Raw genomic sequence first — 22,123 nt, forward strand, 5'->3', positions numbered from 1 at the left:
CGCCGTCCCGCTCGCGTCGGTGCCGGTCGGTAGGGTCAGGGCATGAGGAAACGCGTCGCCGAGACGTCGCAGATGCACGCGCCGAGCCCTGACGTCACGTTCGAGCTGCACCGGGGTGCGACGGGCGTCCGGGTCAACGCGTTCCGTATCGGGTTCATGGGGGGCATCGGCGTCCTCGTCGCGCTGCTCGCCGCGATCCTCCTGCGCGAGCTCTCCACCGTGCTCGTCTACATCGGCGTCGCGGTGTTCGTCGCCCTCGGCCTCGACCCCGTCGTCAACTGGCTCGAACGCATCATCCCGCGGTGGCTCGCGGTCACCGTGGTCGTGCTCGGCGTCATCGGCGCCTTCGTCGGGATCCTGTTCGCGATCGTCCCCGTCATCGTCGACCAGGCCACGAACCTCGTGCAGTCCTTCCCGGACTTCGTGCAGGGGTTGTCGCAGCAGGACTGGGTCCAGGACCTGTCGCGGCAGCTGAACGGCTCGATCAACATCGACGACGCGCTCGGATCGGCGAGCAAGTACGTCGAGGACCCGGGCAACCTCCTCAGCGTCGGCGGCGGACTGCTCGCCGTCGGGACCGGCATCGTCTCGGGGCTGACCGGCGCGGTGATCGTGCTCATCCTCATGCTGTACTTCCTCGCGTCCATGCGGTCGATCAAGCGCATGACGTACCGCTTCGTGCCGGCGTCGCGTCGCGCGAACTTCGCCGACGTCACCGAGCAGATCACCCGGTCCGTCGGTCGCTACGTGGTCGGGCAGATCGCCGAGGCCGTCCTCAACGGCGTGCTGAGCCTCGTGTTCCTCCTGATCATCCGCGCGCCGCTGCCCGTGCTCCTGGCGACGTTCGCGTTCCTCGGCGCGCTGGTCCCGCTCGTGGGCACCCTCGGGGCCGCGATCGTGATCTGTCTGATCTGCCTCTTCGCATCACCCCTCACCGCGCTCGTCGCCGCGATCTACTACCTCGTGTACATGCAGGTGGAGGCCTACGTGATCGCCCCGCGGATCATGTCGCGGGCCGTGCAGGTCCCCGGTGCCCTCGTGGTCATCGCCGCGGTGGCGGGTGGCACGATCGGGGGTGTCCTCGGCGCGCTCGTGGCCGTGCCCGTCGCCGCGTCGGTGATCATCATCGTGCAAGAGGTCATCTACCCCCGGCAGGACCAGCTGTGACGACCGCGGACGGCGACCGGCGCGACGGTGGCGATCCGGCCCTCCAGGCGCTGCGTGCCGAGCGCGAGCGGTGGGTGCGGAGTCCACGGGGGCCGCTCGCCCTGGTCAACAGCCAGACCGTCACGGTGCCGCAGCCCGTGTGGCCGGTCCCCGGGACGTGGGCGCCCGCGATCGGTGGGCTCAGCGTCACCGCGACGGCCGATGCCGGGGTCGTCGTGGACGACGTGCTCGTCGACGGGACGGTGCACGTCGCCGGCGACGACGCCGTCGTGGCCTCGACCGTCCGGTTCGCCGACGGCACGTCCGGTTCCGTCGCCGCGACCACCGCCGGCCACGCACTCCGGGTGTGGGATCCGGCCTCGCCGGCGATCGCCCGCTTCGGGCACATCGGTGTGTTCCCCGTGTCGACGGCGTGGGTGCGGACCGGCGTGTGGGAGCCCGGCGACCGGGAGGGCCGGGGCAGCGTCACCGACGCGGCCGGCGCCCCGCTCCCCGTCGCGGGGACCCTCCGGATCCGGATCGGCGTCGAGGACCGCGCGCTCGTCGTCGTCCGTGCGGGGGACCGGCTCCAGCTCGTGTTCCAGGACGCCACCTCGGGGGAGCGGTCCTACTCGATGGGCCGGTTCCTGTTCCTCGACGATCCCGGTGCGGCCGGTCCGATCACGGTGGACTTCAACCGTGCGGTGCTGCCGCCGTGCGCGTTCTCGTACCAGTACGCGTGCCCGGTCCCGCCGCCCGAGAACCGCCTGCCCGTGCCTGTCGAGGCCGGGGAGACCCACGGGTACGACGCCGACGGCGCCGTCCTGCACTGAGGGCCGCCGCCGACGCGCGCAGCACACTGGCGTTCCCAGCGGTGCCCGTGCATAATGAGCACGTCCCTCGGACGTCACAATCGCATATCGAATCGGTTCCGTCTGCGGAGGCAGGCGTGGTCGTGAGCCTCCGGGTCCAGGTCGATGGGGAAGTCGCACCTGATGATCGGAGGAATCGTGACCCCAGGAACCGTGACGGCCGGACGTCCGGCCACGAGGGGTGTGCTCTACGTGCACTCCTCACCTCGCGCGCTCTGCCCGCACGTCGAATGGGCGGCAGGTCGCGCCATGAGCCGTGCCGTGAACTTCTCGTGGCTCGACCAGCCCGTGCTCGAAGGCGCCCGGCGCACCGAGTACACCTGGACGGGTCCGGTGGGCACCGGTGCGGCGATCGCGTCCGCGCTCCGGGGTTGGGAGCACCTGCGGTACGAGGTCACCGAGGACGCGACCGAGCAGTCCGACGGCGGCCGGTGGATGCACACGCCGGACCTCGGCGTGTTCTACGCGCAGACGGACGCTGCCGGCAACGTGGTCGTTCCCGAGGACCGGGTGCGGTACGCCATGGAGCTGGCGGGCAGCAACGCGCTCGAGCTGCACCGCGAGTTACGCCTCGCGCTCGGGCAGGCGTGGGACGACGAGCTCGAGCCGTTCCGGTACGCCGGTGAGGACAACCCCGTCGTCTGGTTGCACCGCGTCGGCTGATCGGCCGCGGATCGTCAGGACACGACACAGGGCCGGGAGCAGACGCTCCCGGCCCTGCGTCGTGTCGCCCGGGCGCGCGGTCAGACGGTCCGGAACGCGACGACCGCGTTGTGGCCGCCGAACCCGAACGAGTTGCTGATCGCGAGCAGGTCGCCGTCGCCGAGCGTGCGTGGCTCGCGGACGACGTCCATGACGATCTCCGGGTCCTGCTCCGTCAGGTTGATGGTGGGCGGTGCGACGCGGTTCGCGAGCGCGAGGACCGTGAACATCGCCTCGATCGCACCCGCACCGCCGAGCAGGTGCCCGGTCGACGCCTTCGTGGCGGACACGGCGATGCCGTCGAGGTGCTCCCCGAACACGCGACGCATCGCGTGGTACTCGGCGACGTCGCCGACCGGGGTGCTCGTGGCGTGCGCGTTCACGTGGACGACGTCCTCTCGCGCGGCACCGGCGTGCTCGAGCGCCTGGATGACCGCCCGGGCGGCCGCGCTGCCCTCGGGGTCGGGGGCGGTGATGTGGAAGGCGTCGGAGGTGATGCCACCACCGGCGACCTCGGCGTAGATCCGGGCGCCTCGGGCCTCGGCGTGCTCCTTGGTCTCGAGGATGAGCGCCGCTGCGCCGTCCCCGAGCACGAAGCCGTCGCGCGTGACGTCGTAGGGCCGGGAGGCCGTGGCCGGGTCGTCGTTGCGGCGGGACAGCGCCTGCATGGCCGCGAACGCCCCGAGGGGCATCGGGTGCAGCGCCGCCTCGGACCCGCCGGCGATGACGATGTCGGCGTCACCGGTCGCGACGTGGCGGTAGGCCTCGACCAGGGACTCGGTGCTCGACGCGCAGGCCGAGATGTAGGTGCGGGCACCGCCGCGGGCGCCGAACGCCATCTCGATCGCGGCGGCCGGACCGTTCGCCATGAGCATCGGCACGGTCATGGGGAGCATCCGCCGGGGACCGCGCTCGCGCAGGGTGTCCCACGCGTCCAGCAGCGTGTTGACGCCGCCGATCCCCGTCGCCCAGTCGACGATGAGGCGCTCGGGGACGACGGCTCCGTCGTCGATGCCGGCGTCCGACCAGGCCTCGCGCGCGGCGATGAGCGCGAGCTGCGAACCCGGGTCGAGGCGCTTGACCTCTTGGCGGGTCAGCTGGTCGCCGATGAAGCGGCGGGCCTGCCCGGCGAAGTGGACGGGCAGGTCGTAGCGCTCGACCCAGTCCTCCTCGATGGCGGTGATCCCCGACTCGCCCGCGAGCAGGGCATCCCACGTGGCGGGGGCGGTCGCGGCGAGCGGCGAGATGGCGCCGATCCCCGTGACGACGACGGTGTGCTTGGTGGTCATGGACGACGGTCTTTCTGCAGGACGGACGGTGCGACGGGCGGCGCGACGGGCGCCAGGACACGTCGTGGCCCGGACCCGAGGGGATCCGGACCACGACGGGTCAGGCGGGTGTCAGCCCTGCGCCTTGACGATGTAGTTCACGGCGTCACCGACGGTCTTGAGGTTCTTGACCTCTTCGTCCGGGATCTTCACGTCGAACTTCTCCTCGGCGTTGACGACGATCGTCATCATCGAGATCGAGTCGATGTCGAGGTCGTCGGTGAACGACTTGTCCATCTGCACGGTGTCGGTCGCGATGCCGGTCTCGTCGTTGATGAGCTCGGCCAGGCCGGCCAGGACTTCTTCGGTGGACGCTGCCATTGTTCTTCTCCTTGAGGGGGTGTCGATGACCGTGGACAAGCCTAGGGCACGCCGGGTCTGGGGGTTCGGGAGCGCCGCAGGCGGCACGCCGGGTGGAACGGTCAGGGGAGCACGACGACCTGCGCGCCGAACACGAGTCCGGCGCCGAAGCCGATCTGCAGGGCGAGGCCGCCGTGGAGGTCCGGGTGTTCCTCGAGCAGGCGGTGGGTCGCGAGGGGGATGCTCGCGGCCGACGTGTTGCCGGTCGTCGTGATGTCGCGGCCGATCACCACGCGCTCCGGGAGCCCGAGCTGCTTGGCGAACTCGTCGATGATCCGCATGTTCGCCTGGTGCGGTACGAACGCGGCGAGGTCCGAGGCCTCCACGCCGGCGACCTCGAGCGCGCGCTTGGCGACCTTGACCATCTCCCACACCGCCCAGCGGAAGACCGTCTGGCCCTCCTGGCGGATGGTGGGTTGCTCGCCACCCGCGCGCCACTCGGAGAACGTGCTCGTCATGCGGATGGCGTCCCACTTGGAGCCGTCGGATCCCCAGACCGTCGGCGCGATGCCCGGGGTGTCGCTCGGCCCGACCACGGCCGCGCCGGCGCCGTCGCCGAGCAGGAACGAGATCGAGCGGTCCGTCGGGTCGACGATCTCGCTCAGCTTCTCGGCCCCGACGACGAGCACGTGGTCGGCGACGCCCGTCTTGACGAAGGAGTCGGCCTGGGCGATGCCGTACGCGTAGCCGGCGCACGCGGCGCTGATGTCGTACGCGGCGGCGGGCGCGGCGCCGATGCGCTCGGCGAGGAGCGACGCCATCGACGGCGTCGCGACGGTGTTCGTGACGGTGGAGACGAGCACGACGCCGATCTGGTCCGCCGTGATCCCGGCGGCCGCGATCGCCTCGCGGGACGCCGCCTCGGCGAGGTCCACGGCCTGGACGTCGTCACCGGCCCGCGCACGGGTGACGATGCCGGTGCGCTGGCGGATCCACTCGTCCGACGAGTCGATCGGCCCGACGAGGTCGTCGTTCGGGACCGCGTGCTCGCCCCGGGCCGCCCCGATGCCGAGGATGCGGGTGAAGGCGTGACCGGTCCGCTGGGCGAGCATCGGGCGCGACGGCGCCGGGTCGAGGACGCCCTCGTCCGCGCTCACGCGGCCGCTCCCGCCGACTCGAGCAGGTCGATCGCGGCGGGGAGGTCCTCGGGCGACTTCACCGCCACGGTCGGCGTGCCGCGCATGGCCCGCTTGGCGAGCCCGACGAGCGCACCGGCCGGCGCGAGTTCGACGATGCCGGTGACCCCGGCGGCGACGAACGAGTCCATGACGGCGTCCCAGTGCACCGGGTTCGCGATCTGCCGCACCATGAGGTCCACGAAGCGGCGGCCGTCGTCGACACGGGAGCCGTCCGCGTTGGTCCAGATCGGGAGGGTCGGGTCGGCCACCGAGGCCGCTGCGGCGAGCGGGGCCACGCGGTCGACCGCGGGGGCCATGAAGTCCGTGTGGAACGCACCGGCGACGCTGAGGGGGACGACCCGGGCCTTGGCGGGCGGCTCCGCGGCGAACGCGGCCAGCGCCTCCACGCGACCGGCGACGACGGTCTGACCGCCGCCGTTGTGGTTGGCGGCGCTGAGCCCGGCCGCCTCGATCGCGGCGGGGAGGGCCTCCTGGTCGCCGCCCAGCACGGCGCTCATGCCGGTCGGCGTGCGGGTGGCGGCGTCGGCCATGGCGCGTCCGCGTTCGGCGACGAGCGCGACGGCGTCCGAGGGGGCGAGCACACCCGCGATCGCGGCGGCGGTGAACTCGCCGACGGAGTGCCCGGCGACGCCGCCGACGAGGCTCCGGCGCCCGTCGGCGAGCAGCGCGTCCGCGGTCACGAGTCCCGCGGCGACGATGAGGGGCTGCGCGAGCGCGGTGTCGCGGATGGTGTCGGCGTCGCTCGTCGTTCCGTGCGCGACGAGGTCGACGCCGATCGCGTCCGACCACGCGGCGACCCGGTCACGGACGGCCGGGTCCTCCAGCCACGGGGCGAGGAATCCGGGGGTCTGCGAGCCCTGTCCGGGGGCGACGACGACGATCACCGGACAATCCTCCCCGGCGTGCAGGGGCAGGCATGTGTGCGGACCGTCACAGAAATCGGGTCCGACATTGTGGGACCCGAACGAAGGGACTCGCCCTGGCGGCCGGGACGGTGTCGGTCAGCGCCGTGGCGGTCGGCGTCGTCGCTGGCCCGTGGACTCCGACATCGCCCCGATGATGAGCGCCGACTGCACGATGAGCGCGTCGCGGGCGTGGGTGGCGTCCCATCCGATGACGTCGGCCACCCGGCGGAGCCGGTAGCGGACCGTGTTCGGGTGGACGAACAGCTCCCGCGCCGTTGCCTCGAGGCTGCGTCCCGTGTCGAGGTAGCACCAGAGGGTCTGCAGGAGTTCACCGGACTGGTCCTTGAGCGGCGTGTAGATCCGCTGGACGAGCGCCGTCCGCGCCAGGGGATCGCCCGCGAGGGCACGTTCGGGCAGCAGGTCGTCGGCCAGCACGGGTCGGGGCGCGCCCCGCCACGCCCGGGCCACCGCGAAGCCGGCGAGGGCGGCCTTGGCGCTCGTCGAGGCGTCGACGACACCCGGGACCTCGTTGCCGAGGACCAGGTGTCCGTCGCCGAAGGACGGTGCGAGGGCCTCGGCGATGGTCGTGAACGAGGTCGGGTCCTCGCCCTCGGGTGTGTCGTCCCGGGGCGTGGCCCGGCCGATCACGACGACGAGGCGCGCCCCCTGCACACCGATCAGGACGTCGGCGTCGAGGTGCCGGGCGGTCCGACGGATCGTGTCCACCTCGAGCTGCGGCGGCGCGGTGCCGACGAGCACCGCGACCTCGCCGTGCCCGTGCCAGCCGAGCGCGGCGATCCGGCTCGGCAGCTCGTCGTCGTACTCGCCCGACAGGATCGAGTCGACGACGAGGGCCTCGAGTCGGGCGTCCCACAGCCCGCGGGCCTCCGCGGCCCGGGCGTAGACGTCCGCCGCGGCGAACGCGATCTCGCGCGAGTACAGGAGGATGGCCTCCTGCAGGCCGTCGTCGCCGTCCTTCACGCGGTCCTCGACGACCTCGACCACGACGCGGATGAGTTGGAGCGTCTGCTGCAGACTCACCGACCGGAGCAGTTCGCGCGGTGCCGCGCCGAAGACGTCGGCCGCGATCCACGGAGTGGCCGCGGGGTCCTCGAACCAGGCGATGAACGACGTGATGCCCGCCTGTGCGACCAGGCCGACGGCCGACCGGCGGCCGGGCGGCATCTCGCCGTACCAGGGGAGCGTGTCCTCGAGACGCTTGATCGTCGCGCTCGCGAGTTCGCCCGACACCTGGCGGAGCCAGGCGAGCGTCCGTCCCCGGTCGCCCGCCCGGCCCAGGGCATCGGCGCGCAGTGCGCTCACGGGCGGGTCAGCTCTCGCCGCCTGCGCTGCCGGTCGTGCCGGCCGTGACGTCCCACAGGCGGTACTTGTCGATCGCCTGACGGACCACCGACGGATCCATCTCACCGCGACGCACGAGCTGCTGCAGGGTCCGCACGACCACCGACGGGCCGTCGATCAGGAAGACCCGACGCGCGGCGGCACGGGTGTCCGAGAACCCGAAGCCGTCGGCTCCGAGCGTCGCGTAGTCGCTCGGGACGAACTCGCGGATCTGGTCGGGAACCGCGTGCGACCAGTCGCTCACGGCGACGACGGGGCCGTGCGTGCCCTGGAGCTTCTCGGTGACGAAGGGCGTGCGCGGCTGCTCCTCGGGGTGGAGGAAGGCGTCCGATGCGGCGGCGAGGCCGTCACGACGGAGCTCGTTCCAGCTCGTGACGCTCCAGACGTCGGCGGAGACGCCCCAGTCCTGGACCAGCAGCTGCTGGGCCTCGAGGATCCACGGCACGGCGACACCGGACGCGAGCAGCTGCGCCTTCGGGCCGTCGTGCTCGGCGGCCTTGAGCAGGTACATGCCGCGCACGATGCCGTCGACGTCGACGTGCTCCGGCTCCGCCGGCTGGACGAGCGGCTCGTTGTACACCGTGAGGTAGTACATGACGTTCGGGTCGGCGTGCTTCGGCGAGCCGTCCTCGTTCCTGCCGTACATGCGGTCGAGTCCGGACTGCACGATGTGTGCGATCTCGTACCCGTACGCGGGGTCGTACGCGACCACGGCCGGGTTCGTCGACGCCAGGAGCAGCGAGTGGCCGTCGGCGTGCTGCAGACCCTCACCCGTCAGCGTCGTGCGGCCCGCGGTGGCGCCGATGAGGAACCCGCGCGCCATCTGGTCGCCAGCGGCCCACAGGGCGTCGCCGGTGCGCTGGAACCCGAACATCGAGTAGAAGACGTAGACCGGGATGAGCGGCTCACCCTGCGTCGAGTAGGACGTGCCGACCGCGGTGAAGGCCGCGAGGGCTCCCGCTTCGTTGATCCCGACGTGGATGATCTGTCCCTGCGGGCTCTCCTTGTAGGCGAGGAGGAGCTCGCGGTCGACCGAGGTGTAGTGCTGGCCGTTCGGGTTGTAGATCTTCGCGGTCGGGAAGTACGCGTCCATGCCGAACGTGCGGGCCTCGTCCGGGATGATCGGCACGACGCGGTCGCCGAAGTCGGGCGAGCGGAGCAGGTCCTTGAGCAGGCGGGCGAACGCCATGGTCGTCGCGACCTCTTGCTTGCCCGAGCCCTTCTTGGCGATGGCGTAGCGGCCGTCGTCCGGCAGCGTCACCTGCGTGTACTTGGTCCGGCGCTCCGGGACGTACCCGCCGAGGGCACGCCGACGCTCGTGCATGTACTGCACGGCCTCGTCGTCGTGTCCGGGGTGGTAGTACGGCGGCAGGTAGGGGTTCTCGTCGAGCTGCGCGTCCGACACGGGGATCCGCATCTCGTCGCGGAACTGCTTGAGGTTGTCGAGCGTCAGCTTCTTCATCTGGTGGGTCGCGTTGCGGCCCTCGAAGCTCGGGCCGAGTCCGTAGCCCTTGACCGTCTTGGCCAGGATGACCGTCGGCTGGCCCTTGTGCTCGGAGGCCGCCTTGAACGCCGCGTACACCTTGCGGTAGTCGTGGCCGCCGCGCTTGAGGTTCCAGATCTGGTCGTCCGTGTAGTCCTCGACGAGTGCGAGCGCCTTCGGGTCGCGTCCGAAGAAGTTCTCGCGGACGTACGCGCCGTTCTCGGCCTTGTACGTCTGGTAGTCACCGTCGGGGGTGCGGTTCATCAGGTTGAGGAGCGCGCCCTCGGTGTCGCGGGCGAGGAGGTCGTCCCACTCGCGACCCCAGACGACCTTGATGACGTTCCAGCCCGCACCGCGGAAGAACGCCTCGAGCTCCTGGATGATCTTGCCGTTGCCGCGCACCGGGCCGTCGAGGCGCTGGAGGTTGCAGTTGATGACGAAGTTCAGGTTGTCGAGGCCGTCGTTCGCCGCGACCTGCAGCTGGCCCCGGGACTCGACCTCGTCCATCTCGCCGTCGCCGAGGAACGCCCACACCTGCTGCTCCGAGGCGTCCTTGATGCCGCGGTTCGTCAGGTACTTGGCCTGCTGCGCCTGGTAGATCGCGTTGATCGGCCCGATGCCCATCGAGACCGTCGGGAACTGCCAGAACGAGGGCATGAGACGCGGGTGCGGGTACGACGACAGTCCGCCGCCCTGGTGCGAGTGCTCCTGCCGGAAGCCGTCGAGCTGGTCCTCGCTGAGACGGCCCTCCAGGTACGCCCGGGCGTACATGCCGGGGGAGGCGTGGCCCTGGAAGAAGACCTGGTCGCCGCCGGACGGGTGGTCCTGCGCGCGGAAGAAGTGGTTGTAGCCGACCTCGTACAGGGCGGCGCTCGACGCGTAGGTCGAGATGTGGCCGCCGACCGCGACACCGGGGCGCTGGGCGCGGTGCACCGTGATGGCGGCGTTCCAGCGGATCCAGCGGCGGTAGCGGCGCTCGAGGTCCTCGTCGCCCGGGAACTCCGGCTCGTTCTCGGGCGCGATGGTGTTGACGTAGTCGGTGGTCGGGACCATCGGCACGCCCAGGTGGAGCTCGCGCGAGCGTTGCAGCAGGCTGAGCATGACCTCGCGCCCCCGGCCGTGGCCGTTCGCTGCGACCAGGCCGTCGAGGGACTCACGCCACTCGGCGGTCTCCTCCGGGTCCTGGTCCTGGGTGTCGGCACCCGCGATCCATGGCTGACGCTGGGGGTCCTGGTCGTTCACCGTCACCGTTGACCTCGTTCGTTCGTGGTGGACATGTCGATGCATCCGTCGCCGGGTCACGACGCGTGGATGGGCGAGACCACTCTAGTTCCCGCGTCCGACGCGCTCGCGCGGCTCGATGCCAGCGCACGCGGCATCGGGCACCGCGCTTGCGTTCGCGTGCCGTCGGCGTAGGATCTCACGTCGTGCGCGCGCCCGCCCGGGTGTGCGCCTGATGCAGCCGGGACCCATGCCGTCCCGCGACCGGGGCAGACCCAGAGAGAAGCACGCCAGATGGCACTCGAGATCGGTTCCCTCGCTCCCGACTTCGAACTGCCGGACCAGCGCGGCGAGCACGTCCGCCTCAGCGACTTCCGCGGTGTGCGTCCGGTGGCGCTCGTGTTCTTCCCGCTCGCGTTCTCCTCGACCTGCACGAGCGAGCTCTGCGCGCTCCGCGACAACATCGCGATGTTCGCCGACCACCGCGTCGAGCTCATCGGCATCAGCGTCGACTCGAAGGCCACGCTCCGCTCGTTCGCCGACTCGAACGGGTACGACTTCACGCTGCTCGCGGACTTCTGGCCGCACGGTGCGGTCAGCAAGGAGTACGGGGTCTTCCTCGAGAAGAAGGGCTTCGCGAACCGCGCGACGTTCGTCATCGACACCGACGGTCGGATCCGCGCCTCGATCATCACCGAGCCGGGGCTCGCCCGCGACGTCAGCGAGTACCGAGCCGCGCTCGATCGTCTGACGCCCGCACCCGCCGCCGCCTGAGCCCTGCGGCGAGGGGCCGTGCGCCGAGGGGCGGTGCGCCGAGGGGCCGTGCGGACCCGGCACGGCCCCTCGGTCGTCAGACGCCCACGGCCTGCCGGACGGACGGGTCCTGGACGAAGGCCGCGACGGCGGTGGCGAGCACGGCCTCCGTGGCCGCCTCGCGCGTCGCGGCACCGAACATCGCATGGTCGGCCTCCGGGAGCTCCACGACCCGGAGCGTCCCGGGCAGGTGCGCGAGCCGGTGGGCTGCCGTGGCGCCGCCTCGTGCCCGGAAGACGGCGCCGTCGCCCGGACCGAGCACGAGGGTCACGTCGGTGCCGGCCGCGAGCGGCGCGCGGATGACGGGTTCGACGAACTGCACGTGTCCACGCCGGGCCAGCGCCAACGCCACGCGGTACGGCAGGTGCCGCTTGACGGCGGCGACGAGCGCGTCACGGCGTGTGCGGACGTGGGGCCGTGCCTCCGCGTCCGCGGCCGCGACGGCACCCGGTGCTGCGGGGCGGGACCGGTAGTCCGCCTGGCTGAGGCCGACCACGAACCCGGCACGACCCGCGGCGACCCGGAGGCCCAACCACCCGCCGACCGAGAGTCCGACGATCCCGACCCGGTCGGCCGGGAGCGCGAGGTGGTCGAGGACGTGGCTGACGTCGTCGATCCACTCCTGGGTGAAGAGCAGGCTCGGCTCGTCGGCGACGACGGGTCCGGTCTCGCCCGTGCCCCGACGGTCGACACGGACGGACCGGATGCCCGCCGCGGCGAGTCGTCGAGCGAGGTCGACCTGCAGGCGCGTGACGCCGATGCGGTGTTCGGACGAACCGTTGAGCAGCACCACGGTCGGGGCGTCGTCGTCGCCGTGCCGCGGCCTGGTGTCGACGGCGAAGAGGTGGTCCGGTCCGATGCGGACGAGGTGTTCCTCGACGTCCTGGTCGACGACCGCCCGCTCGGTCGGGACGAGCTCCATCGGCGCCGGGACGGGCTCGGGCGGCACACGGCGGGTCACCCACTCGCCGACGGCGTCGACGCTCGCGGCGGGGATGCGCGCGGAGAGGCTCGACACGCCGAGGAGCGCCTCGTGCCCGTCGACCCGCACGATGTCGATCCCGTCCCGGTCGTACCCGGCCGGGACACGGCGGTCCCCGTCGTTCCGCACCGCCACGAGCACGGGCATGCGGTCGGCCGGTCCGGTCGGGTACCCGAGGGCCCCGATCGCCGCTGCCTGGTCGGCGGGGATGTCAGCACCCACCACGGTGACCGTGCCGTCGTGGGCGGTGGTGACCGCCGATCCGGGTCTGGTGTCGATCCCCGCCACCGAGACCGCGGCGAGTGCCCGTGCCGCCCGGAGCCAGGAGCGTCCGGACCGCGGCGGGTCCCAGAGCACGAGTCCCGCGGCGTCCGGGTCGTCGTCGGCTGCCGCGGCCGCGACGAGGGCCCCGGACGCGAGGCCGACGTACACGATTCGGGTGCAGCCGGCGGTGCGCAGCGCCTCCGCCGCGAGCCGTGCGCCGTCACGATGGGACGTCGCGGTCGCGGCGACGACGGAGTCCCCGCTGCCGGGGTGGTCGTAGCGCACGGAGGCGATGCCGTGGTCCGCGAGTCGCGCGGCGAGGAGGCGTTCGGTCCGGTAGGCGAGGACGTGCTCGTGCCCGAAGGGTGGGCAGACGACGACCCCGGTGGAACCGGGCCGGGTGGGGCGTTCGACGGTCGCGAGCACGGCCCCACCGCCGAGCCACGTGTCGAGCGCCGGCATCAGCGCAGCGACAGCTGGTCGAGCGTCGAGACCGGCCAGTCCGCGAGCGAGGTCCCGAACGTGCGGAAGAGGGCGAGCGTGATCCGCTCCATGCCGAACGCGATGCACGACGTGTGGGCGACGCTGCCGTCCGCGGTCGTGATCCCGAAGGGTGCGCCGAAGTGGTCACCCGCACTGTTCGCACTGGCGATCGCGGTGCCGTCGGAGAGCCCGGGGTAGATCGGGACGGTGACCTCGATCTTCAGCTCGTCGGTGAGCTGGTTCGCGGCGAGGAACTTGCCGGCGCGGCCGAAGAAGGGGTCGTTCGCGGGGACGCGGGTGACGTCGAGCCCGAGGGCGGCGAGCATCGCGGCCTGGCGCTCGCTCCACGTGTTGCGGAAGGTCCTGGCGTCGTCCTCGCCGCCCACGTAGACGAACTCGTGCATGCGGAACGACTGGAGCCGCATCGGGTCGTCGGAGGGCTCGTGGCGGAACGTGTACCCGACGACGTCGAACACGCGACCGTCGACCTGCTGGCCCGCCAGGTGGTCGTAGAGCGGGTGGCACACGGCGGACACGAGCATGGTCTCGCCGGGGTGCAGGAACCGGTCCCAGTCCTCGCCCGCGGCACGCGCGGCGAGGAGCGCGGCGTGGTCGCGGTCGGAGCCCGTGAACGTGTGGATGGCACCCGTGAGCTGCGGGAACGAGGCCACGTAGTCGGTGCGCTCGAAGGCGGACCGGGCGATGACCGGGGCGAAGCGGATCCGCTCCGGGGCGAGCTCGGCGAACCCGAGCGTGATGTACCGGTCGACGGCGTCGACGACGTCGTCGAACGTGCCGTTGCGGCCGAAGAGGCCGGGCTCCCCGGCGGGGACGAGGAGGCCGGCGTCGACGAGCTCGTCGCGGAACGCGAGGCGGGCGGCGTCGAGGTCGGTGGTCTGCGGTGCTGTTGTCGTGTCGGTCACGGGTTCGACCTTCCGTTGCTGATGGTTGCGATCTTGGCGTTGTGGTGCAGGATGCGGTCGTTGCCGACCATGAGGGCGGTGCCGTGCGCGTCGCGCACGATCCGGCCCAGGCTCGACGGGTCTCCGAGCCGGTACCCCGCGATGCCCGTGATCACGAGCGCGCGGGAGACGATGTCGAGCACGGCTTCGCTCGCCGTGACCTTGAGGCCGTTGACCCAGCGGGCCGTCGCCACGGACTCGAGCACGGCGGGCTCGTTCGCCGCCGCCTCCCACCGTCGCGCGGACGCCTCGACCGTGTCGGCCAGGGACTGCACGCGCAGCTCGACCTCGGCGAGGCGGAGTGCTGCGGGCGGGGTGGTGCCGAGGGCCTTGCGGGCGGCGCGACGGACCGACGCGCGGGCGGTCTCGGTGGCGCTCCGGGCCATGCCGAGCCAGGCCGCGGCCCAGAGCACGTGCGACACCGGCGTCATGGTCTGCGCCGACATCTCGGCGAAGGGCTGGGCGAGCACGTGGTCCGGGTCGACGTCGGCGGTCAGCGAGAACCCCTCGCTCGCTGTGCCGCGGAGGCCGAGGGTGTCCCAGCCGCTCCGACGCACGAGTTCGGTGCGCTCGGCCGGGCAGACCACGAGCACCTGGTCGGACGGCGGGCTGTCCGGGGTCCGGCGCGCGGTGGCGAGCACCGCGCTGGCATGGAGACCGTAGGAGATGACCGGGGTCTCCTTGGCGAGACGCACGCCGCAGGTGGTGGCCTCGACCGAGCAGCCGCTCGATCCGGTGTCGCCGCCGGTCGTGATCTCGGTCGTGGCCGAGGCGATGAGGGCGCCCTCGTCGCGGACCCGGGCGAGGAGCCGGGCGGCGGCGACGCTCGTGCCGCCGTGGCGGACGAGCGTGGCGACCTGCCCGACGTGCATCGCGAACACCATGGCCGTGGAGGCGCAGGCGCCGCCGAGGACGGTCGCGACGTCGGCGAGTTCCGTGAGCGTGGCACCCTCGCCGCCCAGATCGACCGGGAGGACCGCGGCGAGCAGTCCGAGTCGGCGCAGCGCCGCCACGGACTCGCTCGGGAACCGTCCTTCGGCGTCGATCCGGTCCGCCCACTCGGCGGCGACGCCCGCGGCCTCGACCGCGCGGTCGTGCAGGGAGACGACGTCCGTGGCGCGGACGTCGGGGAGGACCGTCACGCTGCCACCGCCTGAGCGCGGACGACCGCCTCGATCGACGCGATCGTGGCGAACGTGCTGCGGGTGAGCGCCTCGTCGGGGAACTCGATGTCGCACTCCTCCTCGACGGCGAGCATGACCGTGATGGTCGCGTGTGACGTCAGGCCGACCTGGTACAGGTCGTCGGTGTCGAGGACCTGGGCGACGGGGACGGAGAGGTGGCCGTGGCGCTCGAGGACCTCGCGGATGATCGTGGACATTGGCTGGTGTTCCTTCCCCCGGATGACGGAGACGGCGGTCGCGGCGGCGAATCCGCCCTCGTGGGTGAGCGAGACGCTCACGGACTGGAGCCGTTCGCGGACCGATCGGTCACGGGCGGCGTGGTGGAGCCGGACGACGGGTGCGCCGCTCGGCAGGCTGAGGATCTCGACGTCGTGCGGCAGCACCGGCTCGTCGGGAGCCGGGCGGAGCAGCTTGACCACGGCCTCCTTGCCGGCGAAGCGCGCGGCGACGCGGTGCGGCTCGTCGTGGCACTGGAGCCGCTCCCTGGGCGACAGGATGCGGTCGAGGTAGCGGTCGCCGAACCGGTCGATGCTCGCGGCGACCGTCTGCACGGCGATCATGTCCGTGCCGACCCGGATGCGGGGGCTCATGCGGACGCTCCGTAGTGCTCGAGGACCCGGTCGACGTGCCGGTCCATGTCGAGTTCCTCGGCGCGACGGGTCGCTCCCGCGCGGAGTGCGGCGCGGAGCGCGCGGTCGTCGACGAGTCGTTCGATCGCGCCCCGGAGCGCGGCGGCGGTGGGCGGCACGACGAGGCCGCTGTCGCCGTCCGCGACGAGCGGGGGTGACGCCGTGGTCGTGGTGAGGACGGGCACCCCGGCGAGCAGGGCCTCGGCCACGACGATCGGGAAGTTCTCGGCCCACCGGCTCGGCATCACGAGCAGGTCGGTCTCGGCGAGGGCGCGGGCCCGCCCGGCCTCGTCGAGCCAACCGGCAGCGACCACCGCGTCGGCCGCCGACACGGCGTCGCGCAGGGGGCCGTCACCGCCGACGGTGAGCGTGGCGCCCGGGACACCGGCGCCCCACGCCTCGAGCAGCAGCGGGATCCCCTTGTGCTCGGCGAGCTTGCCGAGGAACAGGACGCGGAGCACGTCGGACTCGCTCCGCGGCGGGGCGTCCCGGGGCGCCGACCAACCGTGCGGCAGCACCGTGCTCCGGTGGGCGTCGAGTCGGAAACCGCGTTCCGCGTGCCGGTCGCGCGTGCGCTCGCTGGGGAAGATGAGCGTCGCGTCGCGCGGGATGGCAGCGGCGACGACGCGCGATCGGAGCCCCTGGACCCGACCGACGTGGTCGATCGGGGCGTCGCCGCGCGTCAGGGACGCCGACGTGTGGACGAGCGTGAAGTCGTGCGCGGTGTGCACCACCCGCGGACCGGCGAGCCGGAACGGTGCGGCCCCGAACCCGGAGAACCGGTGGACGTGCACGGCGTCGAACCCGCCGTCCTCGAGGAAACGGGTGATGGCCGTCGGACGGAGGGAGTCGCGCAGCTCGGCCGCGTGGAACCGGACCCGGGCGAGGCGGCCGGTGCCCTGGCGGTCCGGGGAGTAGGGACGGCGTCCGGGGACGACGACGAGCCGTGCGCCCGTCGCGGCCACGAGGGCGCGGGCGCCGTCGTCGACCCATCCGGTGACGACGGTGACGTCGTGCCCGCGCCGGACCTGTGCTCCGGCGAGTGCGAGGCAGTACTGTTCGGCGCCGCCCAGCGGACTGAGCAGGGAGCTGGACACATGTGCGATCCTCATGCCGCGCCTCCCGCCCGGACCAGGCGCGTCACCGCGTCGTGGAGGAGCGTGGCGCTGCGGTCCCACGAGAACCGGTCGCGGATCGTCGCGGCTCGGCGGGTGCGCTCGTCGGCAGCGGTCGGCCCGGTGAGCGCGGCGGCGAGCCCGTCGCGGATCGCGTCGGTCGAGGTCGGGTCCACGTAGGTGGCGTCGTCACCGCACACCCAGCGCAGGGCCGGCACGTCCGAGACGAGGACGTCCGATCCGGCGGCGAACGCCTCGACGGCGGGGAGGCCGAAGCCCTCGTCGAGGCTCGGGAACGCCACCAGCGCGGCGTGGGCGTAGAGGCGGGCGAGCTCGGCGTCGTCGACGTACCCGAGGCGGAGCGCCCCGCGGTCGTCCGCGTCGGTGCGCGCGTAGATCGCGCTCCCGCCGCCGACCATCACGAGGGGGTGCGTCGTCCGCAGGGCCTCCGGGAGCGCGGCGTGCGCGGCGACGAGCCGGGCGGTGTTCTTGCGCGGGTCGTCACTGCCCACGGCGAGCACGTACCGTCCGGCGGCCTCACGCGCACCGGCGGACTCGGGCACCGCGAGGCCGGGGCGGAACGGGTCCGCGGGCGCGTTCGGCACCGTGACGACCGGGGTGCCCGGGCCGAGCAGGGCCCGGACGCGCCCCGCGATGGGCTCGCTCACCGCGACCACGAGGGCGGCCGAGCGGAGCTGGGTCCGCAGCACCGGCGCGTGCGTCGCGACGTACCGCCGGCTGAACCACTCCGGGTGGTCGAGGACGAACAGGTCGTGCACGACGACGACGTGCCGGGCCGCGAGCGCGGGACCGCGGCTCGTCAGCGTGAGCAGGTACTCGTCGGCGGACCGGCCGACGCCGGCGGACTGGGCTCGCGCCCAGGCGGCGATCGGACGGTCCCCACCGGTGCCGGCCGCGGTCTCGCGGACGTCCGGGAGGCCCGACAGCCGATCCGCGATCTCGGTCGCGTACCGCTGCTGCCCCGTCACCCGCTGCGTGCGGAAGGCGCCGTTCACGACGATGCGGGCGCCGACGGGGGAGCGCCGACCGCGGCGGCCGGTACGCGGCCCGCGGCCGGGGACCGGCACCGCGAGGAGGGGCTCGTCGTCGAGGTCGTGCTCGGACCGCCGCGCACCGGGGCGGAGCGGGGCCGACGCCATGTCGGCCGGCTCGTCCCTCGCGACGGCGGCCACGCCGTGCCGGGTCACCGACCAGGCCGGGGCGGACGTCGCGGCCGCGGCGATCGGCACGCCGGAGCCCGCCGCGACGAGCGCCGCCGCCGTGCCACCGGCGAGGACCGGGAGCATCCAGTCCCGCACCTCGTCGGCGAACCGCTCGGCGCCGAAGTCCCGCGCCCGTCGGCGACAGGCGTCGGGGTCGACCGTGACGGCACGGTCGACGGCGGCCGCGAGTTCGTGCGCGCCGAGGCCGGACGCCACCGCGCCTGTGACGCCGTCGACGACCGACTCGGTCGCGCCGCCGGTCGGTCCGACGACGACCGGGACGCCGAGCGCCATCGCCTCGACCGGCATGATGCCGAAGTCCTCGACGGCCGGGAACACGTACACGGCCGCCTGCGCCATCACGGCCCGGAGCAGCCGGTCGGACGGGTCGAGCACGAACCGGACGGGCACACGGGCCGCCGCGGCGTGGGCCTCGAGCGCCGCCTGCTCCGGGCCGCCCCCGGCGAGTACGACGGGACGCCCGGCGGCCTCGCCGGCCGCGATCACGAGGTCGAGTCGCTTGTAGGGGATGAACCGGGAGGCACCGAGCACGTAACCGGCCGGTAAGGCGTCGAGGACGCGGCGTTCGTCGTCGTCGAGCAGGGCTCGCCAGTCGGACACGGCCTGGAGGTCGGCGACCTCGACCGGTGGGTGGATCACGCGGGAGTCCTTGCCCCAGGTGTCGCGGATGCGGCCCTGCACGAAGGCGCTGTTCGCCGCGATGTTCCGATGGGCCGCAGCGCGGCGCCGATCGGTCAGGCGGAGCGGCACGGCGGCGATCCGGCTCGCGAGCCCGTTCCCGCGGCCGTCGAACTCCGGGGTCCAGACGTACCGGGCGGGCGTGTGCACGTACGCGAAGTGCCGGTCGGCGGGCACGGCCGAGTGGGCGACGACCTGGTGCGAGAACGCGTGCGAGCTCGACAGCACCCAGTCGTACCCCTCGGCGCGGAGCCGACGCCACACGGCGGGCATCGCGGGGAGCGCCAGGGCCTTGCGACCGCGGAGCGGGGTGCGAGCGAGGAGGCTCTCGGTGACCCGTCCGGGTGCGAAGCGGTCGGGCGCCTCGTTCCAGAGGCAGAACACGTCCGCGTCCGGGTACATGCGGGCGAAGGCGTCGAGGACCTTCTCGGACCCGCCGGAACGGCCGATCCACTCGTGGACGATGAGTCCGGGCATGACTCGTCGTTCCTTCCTAGTAGGCGCCGTCGGAACCGACGACGGCACGAGCGGTGCGCCAGAGGATCCCGAGGTCGAGGGCGAGGGACCAGTTCTCGACGTAGTCGAGGTCGAGGCGGATGGCTTCCTGCCACGACAGGCGGGAGCGGCCGCTCACCTGCCAGAGGCCGGTCATGCCGGGGCGCACCTTGAGACGTCGGTGTGCGCTGGCGTCGTAGAGGGCGATCTCGGCGGGCCGCTGGGGGCGGGGCCCGACGAGGCTCATGTCGCCGCGGAGGACGTTGACGAGCTGGGGCAGCTCGTCGATGGAGTACCGGCGGATGAACGCCCCGATCCGGGTCAGCCGGGGGTCGTCCGCGATCTTGAACAGGGGCCGGTCGCTGGTGCCCTGCGCCGCCAGGAGCTTGTGCAGGTGGGCGTCGGCGTCGGTCACCATCGAGCGGAACTTGAGGATGTCGAATGCCTGGTGCCCGGCGCCGATCCGCTCCTGCCGGTAGAACACCGGGCCGGCGCTCGTGGTCCGGACCGCGATCGCGACGACGAGGAGGAGCGGCGAGAGCGCCGCGAGCAACAGGAGGGAGCCCACGACGTCCGTCGCCCGCTTCACCACGCGCTGCGGCCCGGTGTAGGTGGGCGCGGCGACGTGCAGCACGGACAGACCCGCGATGCGTTCGCTCCGGAGCCGCCCGGTCGCGACGTCGACGATGGTCGGGGCGACGACGAGTTCGCACGCGCGGTGTTCGAGGTCCCAGCTGAGCTTCCGGACCCGGTCCGCGGTCAGGGCGTCGGCCCCGGTCACGAGGACGAGGTCCGCCCCGGTCGCATCGAGCGCCTCGGCGACGCGCACGGGGAGGTCGACGTCGAGGGCGTCGGGCGCGGGCACGACCGATGCGACGACGTCCCACCCGGCGGCGACACGGCTGGTGAGGTGTGCGGTGGCCTCGGCGATGCCGGCGGGGGAGCCGACGAGGACGATCCGGCGGCGCAGGCGGCCCGCGAGTCGTTCGCGTCGGATCCACCGCACCCAGGACAGCCGGGCCACGAGGAGGAGGACGACCCCCGCGGCGACGGCCCAGGGGAGGCCGACGCCACGGAGGTCGATCCCGGTGGACCACGATGCGAGGGCGAGGGTCGCGACGGACGCAGCCGTCGCGGTGAGGATCGCCCCCGCACCGTGGTTCCCGTTGCCGAGCCCGAGGAGGCCACGTCGCTCGAACACCGCGAGCCACACGATCCAGACCACGGCGACACCTGCGAGCAGGGCGATGCGGGAGATCGTGGAGCGGGAGAGGTCGGGTACGAGCATCGAGGCTCCGAGTGCCGCCACGACGAGCACGGCGTCCGTCAGACCCACCACGGCACGGAGCCGTTCGGCGGATCGGTCGGGCACCGCAACGGCGTGCGGGGCATCCGTCCAGATGGGGGATTCAGCGGTGGGCGCGTCCGGGTCGGGGTTGCCGGGCGCGTCGAACACTGCATTCGACATGGGTGAGCCTGCTCTTCGGGTCAACAGGTGACCGACGGCGATCCGTTCGGGGACGACGATCGCCGACGCACTCGTCGTCTTCGGGAACGACGGGTCCGCGGTCGTGTTCGGGGCACGACGCGGTTGAGCAGTCAGAGGGTCGATCCTGGCCGGGTAACCGAGGGTCGAGCGGATTCGGGTTCCGCGTGCTGGCCACGGTATTGCCCCGGCTCGCGACCGTCAAGCAACCGCGACGGGATTCCTGACCCGGACGGGCGTCCAGCGGCGTGTCGCCGTCCGTCAGCCGACCGACGTCGGGTGGAGGGCGCGGCGCAGTCGGTACCCCCGGATCGCCATGGCACGGCGGAGGAACCGGGCCAGGGCGTCCTGGAGGCGCCACGCTCGGAACACGCCGGCGACCCGGTACGCGATCCGGATGATCGACTCGGATGTCCCGGGCGTGTCGCGGTCGCCGATGTGCTGCTGGATCCGCCCGAGGCGCCCGTGGGTGGCCGGCACGACGACGAGGTCACCGAGCTGGCCGGGGAGTTCCGGCCACAGGTCCTCGAGATCCGCGACGGCCTCGCCGCGCACGACGCACTCGGCGACGAACGCGTCGATGCCCCGGGTGTGCAGGTGCCGAGCCGCGGCACGCTCGTCGAAGCCGGCACCCGCGCCGATGGCCGCGAGCCGGAGCCCGAGGTCGAGGTCCTCGTTGTAGCCGAGCTCCACCGGCGGCCGGTACGCCTCGGCCTCGCGGTAGAGGTCGCGGGGGATGCTCGCATTGCCACCCCAGAAGGACGTCAGCAGCGTCATGGCGTCCCCGGTGCGCCAGACGGCGACCTGGTTCTCGTAGTCGCGGGCGTAGATGCGGGTCGCTGCCTCGTCGCGGCCCCGACGGGGTGTCAGACGCACGGGCATGTAGCCGAGCAGGGCGCTGCGGGGGTGCTCCGCGTGGAAGGCCCGGTGGCGTTCGACCAGCCCCTCGAGCGGCAGGACGTCGTCGTCGGCGACGAGCACGACGTCGCAGGTGGCGGCCTCGAGCCCGACCGAGCGCGCGATCGACCTCCCGCGGTTCTCGGGGAGCGTGATGAGGCGCATGCGGGGGTCCGCCGTCGCCCGGGCGAGCGCGGCCTCCGCCCCGTCGTGCGGGCCGTCGAGCACGACGACGAGCTCGTCGAGGTCCTGTCGGAGCCAGTGGTCGAGCATGTCGGACAGGCGGTCGAGGCGTCGGTAGGACGGGACGACGACGGAGATGGTCGGGAGGTGCGACATTCGGGTCTCGCGTTTCTCGGGTTCGGGTCAGGGT

Annotated in this window: 18 protein-coding genes; 4 read left to right on the forward strand and 14 right to left on the reverse strand. The window is 72.9% G+C overall.

Features of this window, described 5'->3' with window-relative positions; translation table 11 throughout:
* The first annotated feature begins 42 nt into the window (after positions 1–42).
* The 3 genes from DEI81_RS01340 (at position 43) to DEI81_RS01350 (ending at position 2,681) form a co-directional block, all read left to right on the forward strand.
* Entirely contained in the window at positions 43–1,167 is a 1,125-nt protein-coding gene (locus DEI81_RS01340) for an AI-2E family transporter (protein ID WP_111008697.1), read from the forward strand.
* Complete coding sequence (locus DEI81_RS01345) at positions 1,164–1,979, forward strand: DUF1684 domain-containing protein (RefSeq protein WP_258368415.1); 816 nt, start codon at positions 1,164–1,166, stop codon at positions 1,977–1,979. The genes DEI81_RS01340 and DEI81_RS01345 overlap by 4 nt, the downstream gene beginning before the upstream one ends.
* A 162-nt stretch (positions 1,980–2,141) precedes the next feature.
* Positions 2,142–2,681 (forward strand): DUF3145 domain-containing protein, encoded by a 540-nt coding sequence (locus DEI81_RS01350; protein ID WP_258368416.1) that lies wholly within the window; start codon positions 2,142–2,144, stop codon positions 2,679–2,681.
* Between the two features lie 80 nt (positions 2,682–2,761).
* On the opposite strand, the gene DEI81_RS01355 is transcribed toward DEI81_RS01350, so the two are convergent.
* From DEI81_RS01355 to aceE, 6 genes are all read right to left on the reverse strand, one after another.
* The gene (locus tag DEI81_RS01355) at positions 2,762–4,009 is read right to left on the reverse strand and encodes a beta-ketoacyl synthase (protein WP_111008699.1); all 1,248 of its coding nucleotides are present in this window, start codon (positions 4,007–4,009) and stop codon (positions 2,762–2,764) included.
* Between the two features lie 111 nt (positions 4,010–4,120).
* A complete protein-coding gene (locus DEI81_RS01360) occupies positions 4,121–4,369 on the reverse strand; it encodes an acyl carrier protein (RefSeq protein WP_111008700.1) in 249 nt (82 codons plus the stop codon).
* Between the two features lie 101 nt (positions 4,370–4,470).
* Positions 4,471–5,460 (reverse strand): beta-ketoacyl-ACP synthase III, encoded by a 990-nt coding sequence (locus tag DEI81_RS01365; RefSeq protein WP_111008943.1) that lies wholly within the window; start codon positions 5,458–5,460, stop codon positions 4,471–4,473.
* 41 nt (positions 5,461–5,501) lie between these two features.
* A complete protein-coding gene (locus DEI81_RS01370; RefSeq protein WP_111008701.1) occupies positions 5,502–6,431 on the reverse strand; it encodes an ACP S-malonyltransferase in 930 nt (309 codons plus the stop codon).
* A 117-nt stretch (positions 6,432–6,548) separates the two neighbouring features.
* Complete coding sequence (locus DEI81_RS01375; protein ID WP_181434699.1) at positions 6,549–7,766, reverse strand: CdaR family transcriptional regulator; 1,218 nt, start codon at positions 7,764–7,766, stop codon at positions 6,549–6,551.
* 16 nt (positions 7,767–7,782) lie between these two features.
* Entirely contained in the window at positions 7,783–10,545 is a 2,763-nt protein-coding gene (gene aceE / locus DEI81_RS01380) for a pyruvate dehydrogenase (acetyl-transferring), homodimeric type (protein ID WP_375334749.1), read from the reverse strand.
* A gap of 267 nt (positions 10,546–10,812) precedes the next feature.
* Here aceE and DEI81_RS01385 point away from each other — a divergent pair, with 267 nt between their 5' ends.
* Positions 10,813–11,292 (forward strand): peroxiredoxin, encoded by a 480-nt coding sequence (locus tag DEI81_RS01385; RefSeq protein ID WP_111008703.1) that lies wholly within the window; start codon positions 10,813–10,815, stop codon positions 11,290–11,292.
* A 76-nt stretch (positions 11,293–11,368) separates the two neighbouring features.
* On the opposite strand, the gene DEI81_RS01390 is transcribed toward DEI81_RS01385, so the two are convergent.
* From DEI81_RS01390 to DEI81_RS01425, 8 genes are all read right to left on the reverse strand, one after another.
* On the reverse strand, positions 11,369–13,039 hold the full coding sequence (locus DEI81_RS01390; RefSeq protein ID WP_111008704.1) for an alpha/beta fold hydrolase: 1,671 nt from the start codon (positions 13,037–13,039) through the stop codon (positions 11,369–11,371).
* Positions 13,039–13,983 (reverse strand): amino acid--[acyl-carrier-protein] ligase, encoded by a 945-nt coding sequence (locus DEI81_RS01395; RefSeq protein ID WP_111008705.1) that lies wholly within the window; start codon positions 13,981–13,983, stop codon positions 13,039–13,041. The genes DEI81_RS01390 and DEI81_RS01395 overlap by 1 nt, the downstream gene beginning before the upstream one ends.
* Positions 13,980–15,164: an acyl-CoA dehydrogenase family protein gene (locus DEI81_RS01400; protein ID WP_220035606.1), complete on the reverse strand. Its 1,185-nt coding sequence runs from the start codon at positions 15,162–15,164 to the stop codon at positions 13,980–13,982. Before DEI81_RS01400 ends, DEI81_RS01395 begins: the two co-directional genes overlap by 4 nt.
* Positions 15,161–15,796: an acyl carrier protein gene (locus DEI81_RS01405; RefSeq protein WP_111008706.1), complete on the reverse strand. Its 636-nt coding sequence runs from the start codon at positions 15,794–15,796 to the stop codon at positions 15,161–15,163. The genes DEI81_RS01400 and DEI81_RS01405 overlap by 4 nt, the downstream gene beginning before the upstream one ends.
* Positions 15,793–16,932: a glycosyltransferase gene (locus DEI81_RS01410; RefSeq protein ID WP_181435287.1), complete on the reverse strand. Its 1,140-nt coding sequence runs from the start codon at positions 16,930–16,932 to the stop codon at positions 15,793–15,795. Before DEI81_RS01410 ends, DEI81_RS01405 begins: the two co-directional genes overlap by 4 nt.
* A gap of 11 nt (positions 16,933–16,943) precedes the next feature.
* Positions 16,944–19,349: a glycosyltransferase gene (locus DEI81_RS01415; protein WP_111008708.1), complete on the reverse strand. Its 2,406-nt coding sequence runs from the start codon at positions 19,347–19,349 to the stop codon at positions 16,944–16,946.
* Between the two features lie 16 nt (positions 19,350–19,365).
* Entirely contained in the window at positions 19,366–20,835 is a 1,470-nt protein-coding gene (locus tag DEI81_RS01420) for a sugar transferase (protein ID WP_111008709.1), read from the reverse strand.
* 279 nt (positions 20,836–21,114) lie between these two features.
* Entirely contained in the window at positions 21,115–22,089 is a 975-nt protein-coding gene (locus DEI81_RS01425; protein ID WP_111008710.1) for a glycosyltransferase, read from the reverse strand.
* Positions 22,090–22,123: the final 34 nt, after the last annotated feature.

Source organism: Curtobacterium sp. MCBD17_013 (genome assembly GCF_003234565.1).
Lineage (GTDB): Bacteria > Actinomycetota > Actinomycetes > Actinomycetales > Microbacteriaceae > Curtobacterium.

What these genes read in the sequence shown, in the direction of transcription:
- DEI81_RS01415 (WP_111008708.1), bottom strand. Translation starts at nt 19,349, where the DNA reads ATGCCCGGACTCATCGTCCACGAGTGGATCGGCCGTTCCGGCGGGTCC.
- DEI81_RS01340 (WP_111008697.1), top strand. Translation starts at nt 43, where the DNA reads ATGAGGAAACGCGTCGCCGAGACGTCGCAGATGCACGCGCCGAGCCCT.
- DEI81_RS01385 (WP_111008703.1), top strand. Translation starts at nt 10,813, where the DNA reads ATGGCACTCGAGATCGGTTCCCTCGCTCCCGACTTCGAACTGCCGGAC.
- DEI81_RS01350 (WP_258368416.1), top strand. Translation starts at nt 2,142, where the DNA reads ATGATCGGAGGAATCGTGACCCCAGGAACCGTGACGGCCGGACGTCCG.
- DEI81_RS01365 (WP_111008943.1), bottom strand. Translation starts at nt 5,460, where the DNA reads ATGCTCGCCCAGCGGACCGGTCACGCCTTCACCCGCATCCTCGGCATC.
- DEI81_RS01405 (WP_111008706.1), bottom strand. Translation starts at nt 15,796, where the DNA reads ATGAGCCCCCGCATCCGGGTCGGCACGGACATGATCGCCGTGCAGACG.
- DEI81_RS01420 (WP_111008709.1), bottom strand. Translation starts at nt 20,835, where the DNA reads ATGTCGAATGCAGTGTTCGACGCGCCCGGCAACCCCGACCCGGACGCG.
- DEI81_RS01360 (WP_111008700.1), bottom strand. Translation starts at nt 4,369, where the DNA reads ATGGCAGCGTCCACCGAAGAAGTCCTGGCCGGCCTGGCCGAGCTCATC.
- DEI81_RS01355 (WP_111008699.1), bottom strand. Translation starts at nt 4,009, where the DNA reads ATGACCACCAAGCACACCGTCGTCGTCACGGGGATCGGCGCCATCTCG.
- DEI81_RS01425 (WP_111008710.1), bottom strand. Translation starts at nt 22,089, where the DNA reads ATGTCGCACCTCCCGACCATCTCCGTCGTCGTCCCGTCCTACCGACGC.
- DEI81_RS01390 (WP_111008704.1), bottom strand. Translation starts at nt 13,039, where the DNA reads ATGCCGGCGCTCGACACGTGGCTCGGCGGTGGGGCCGTGCTCGCGACC.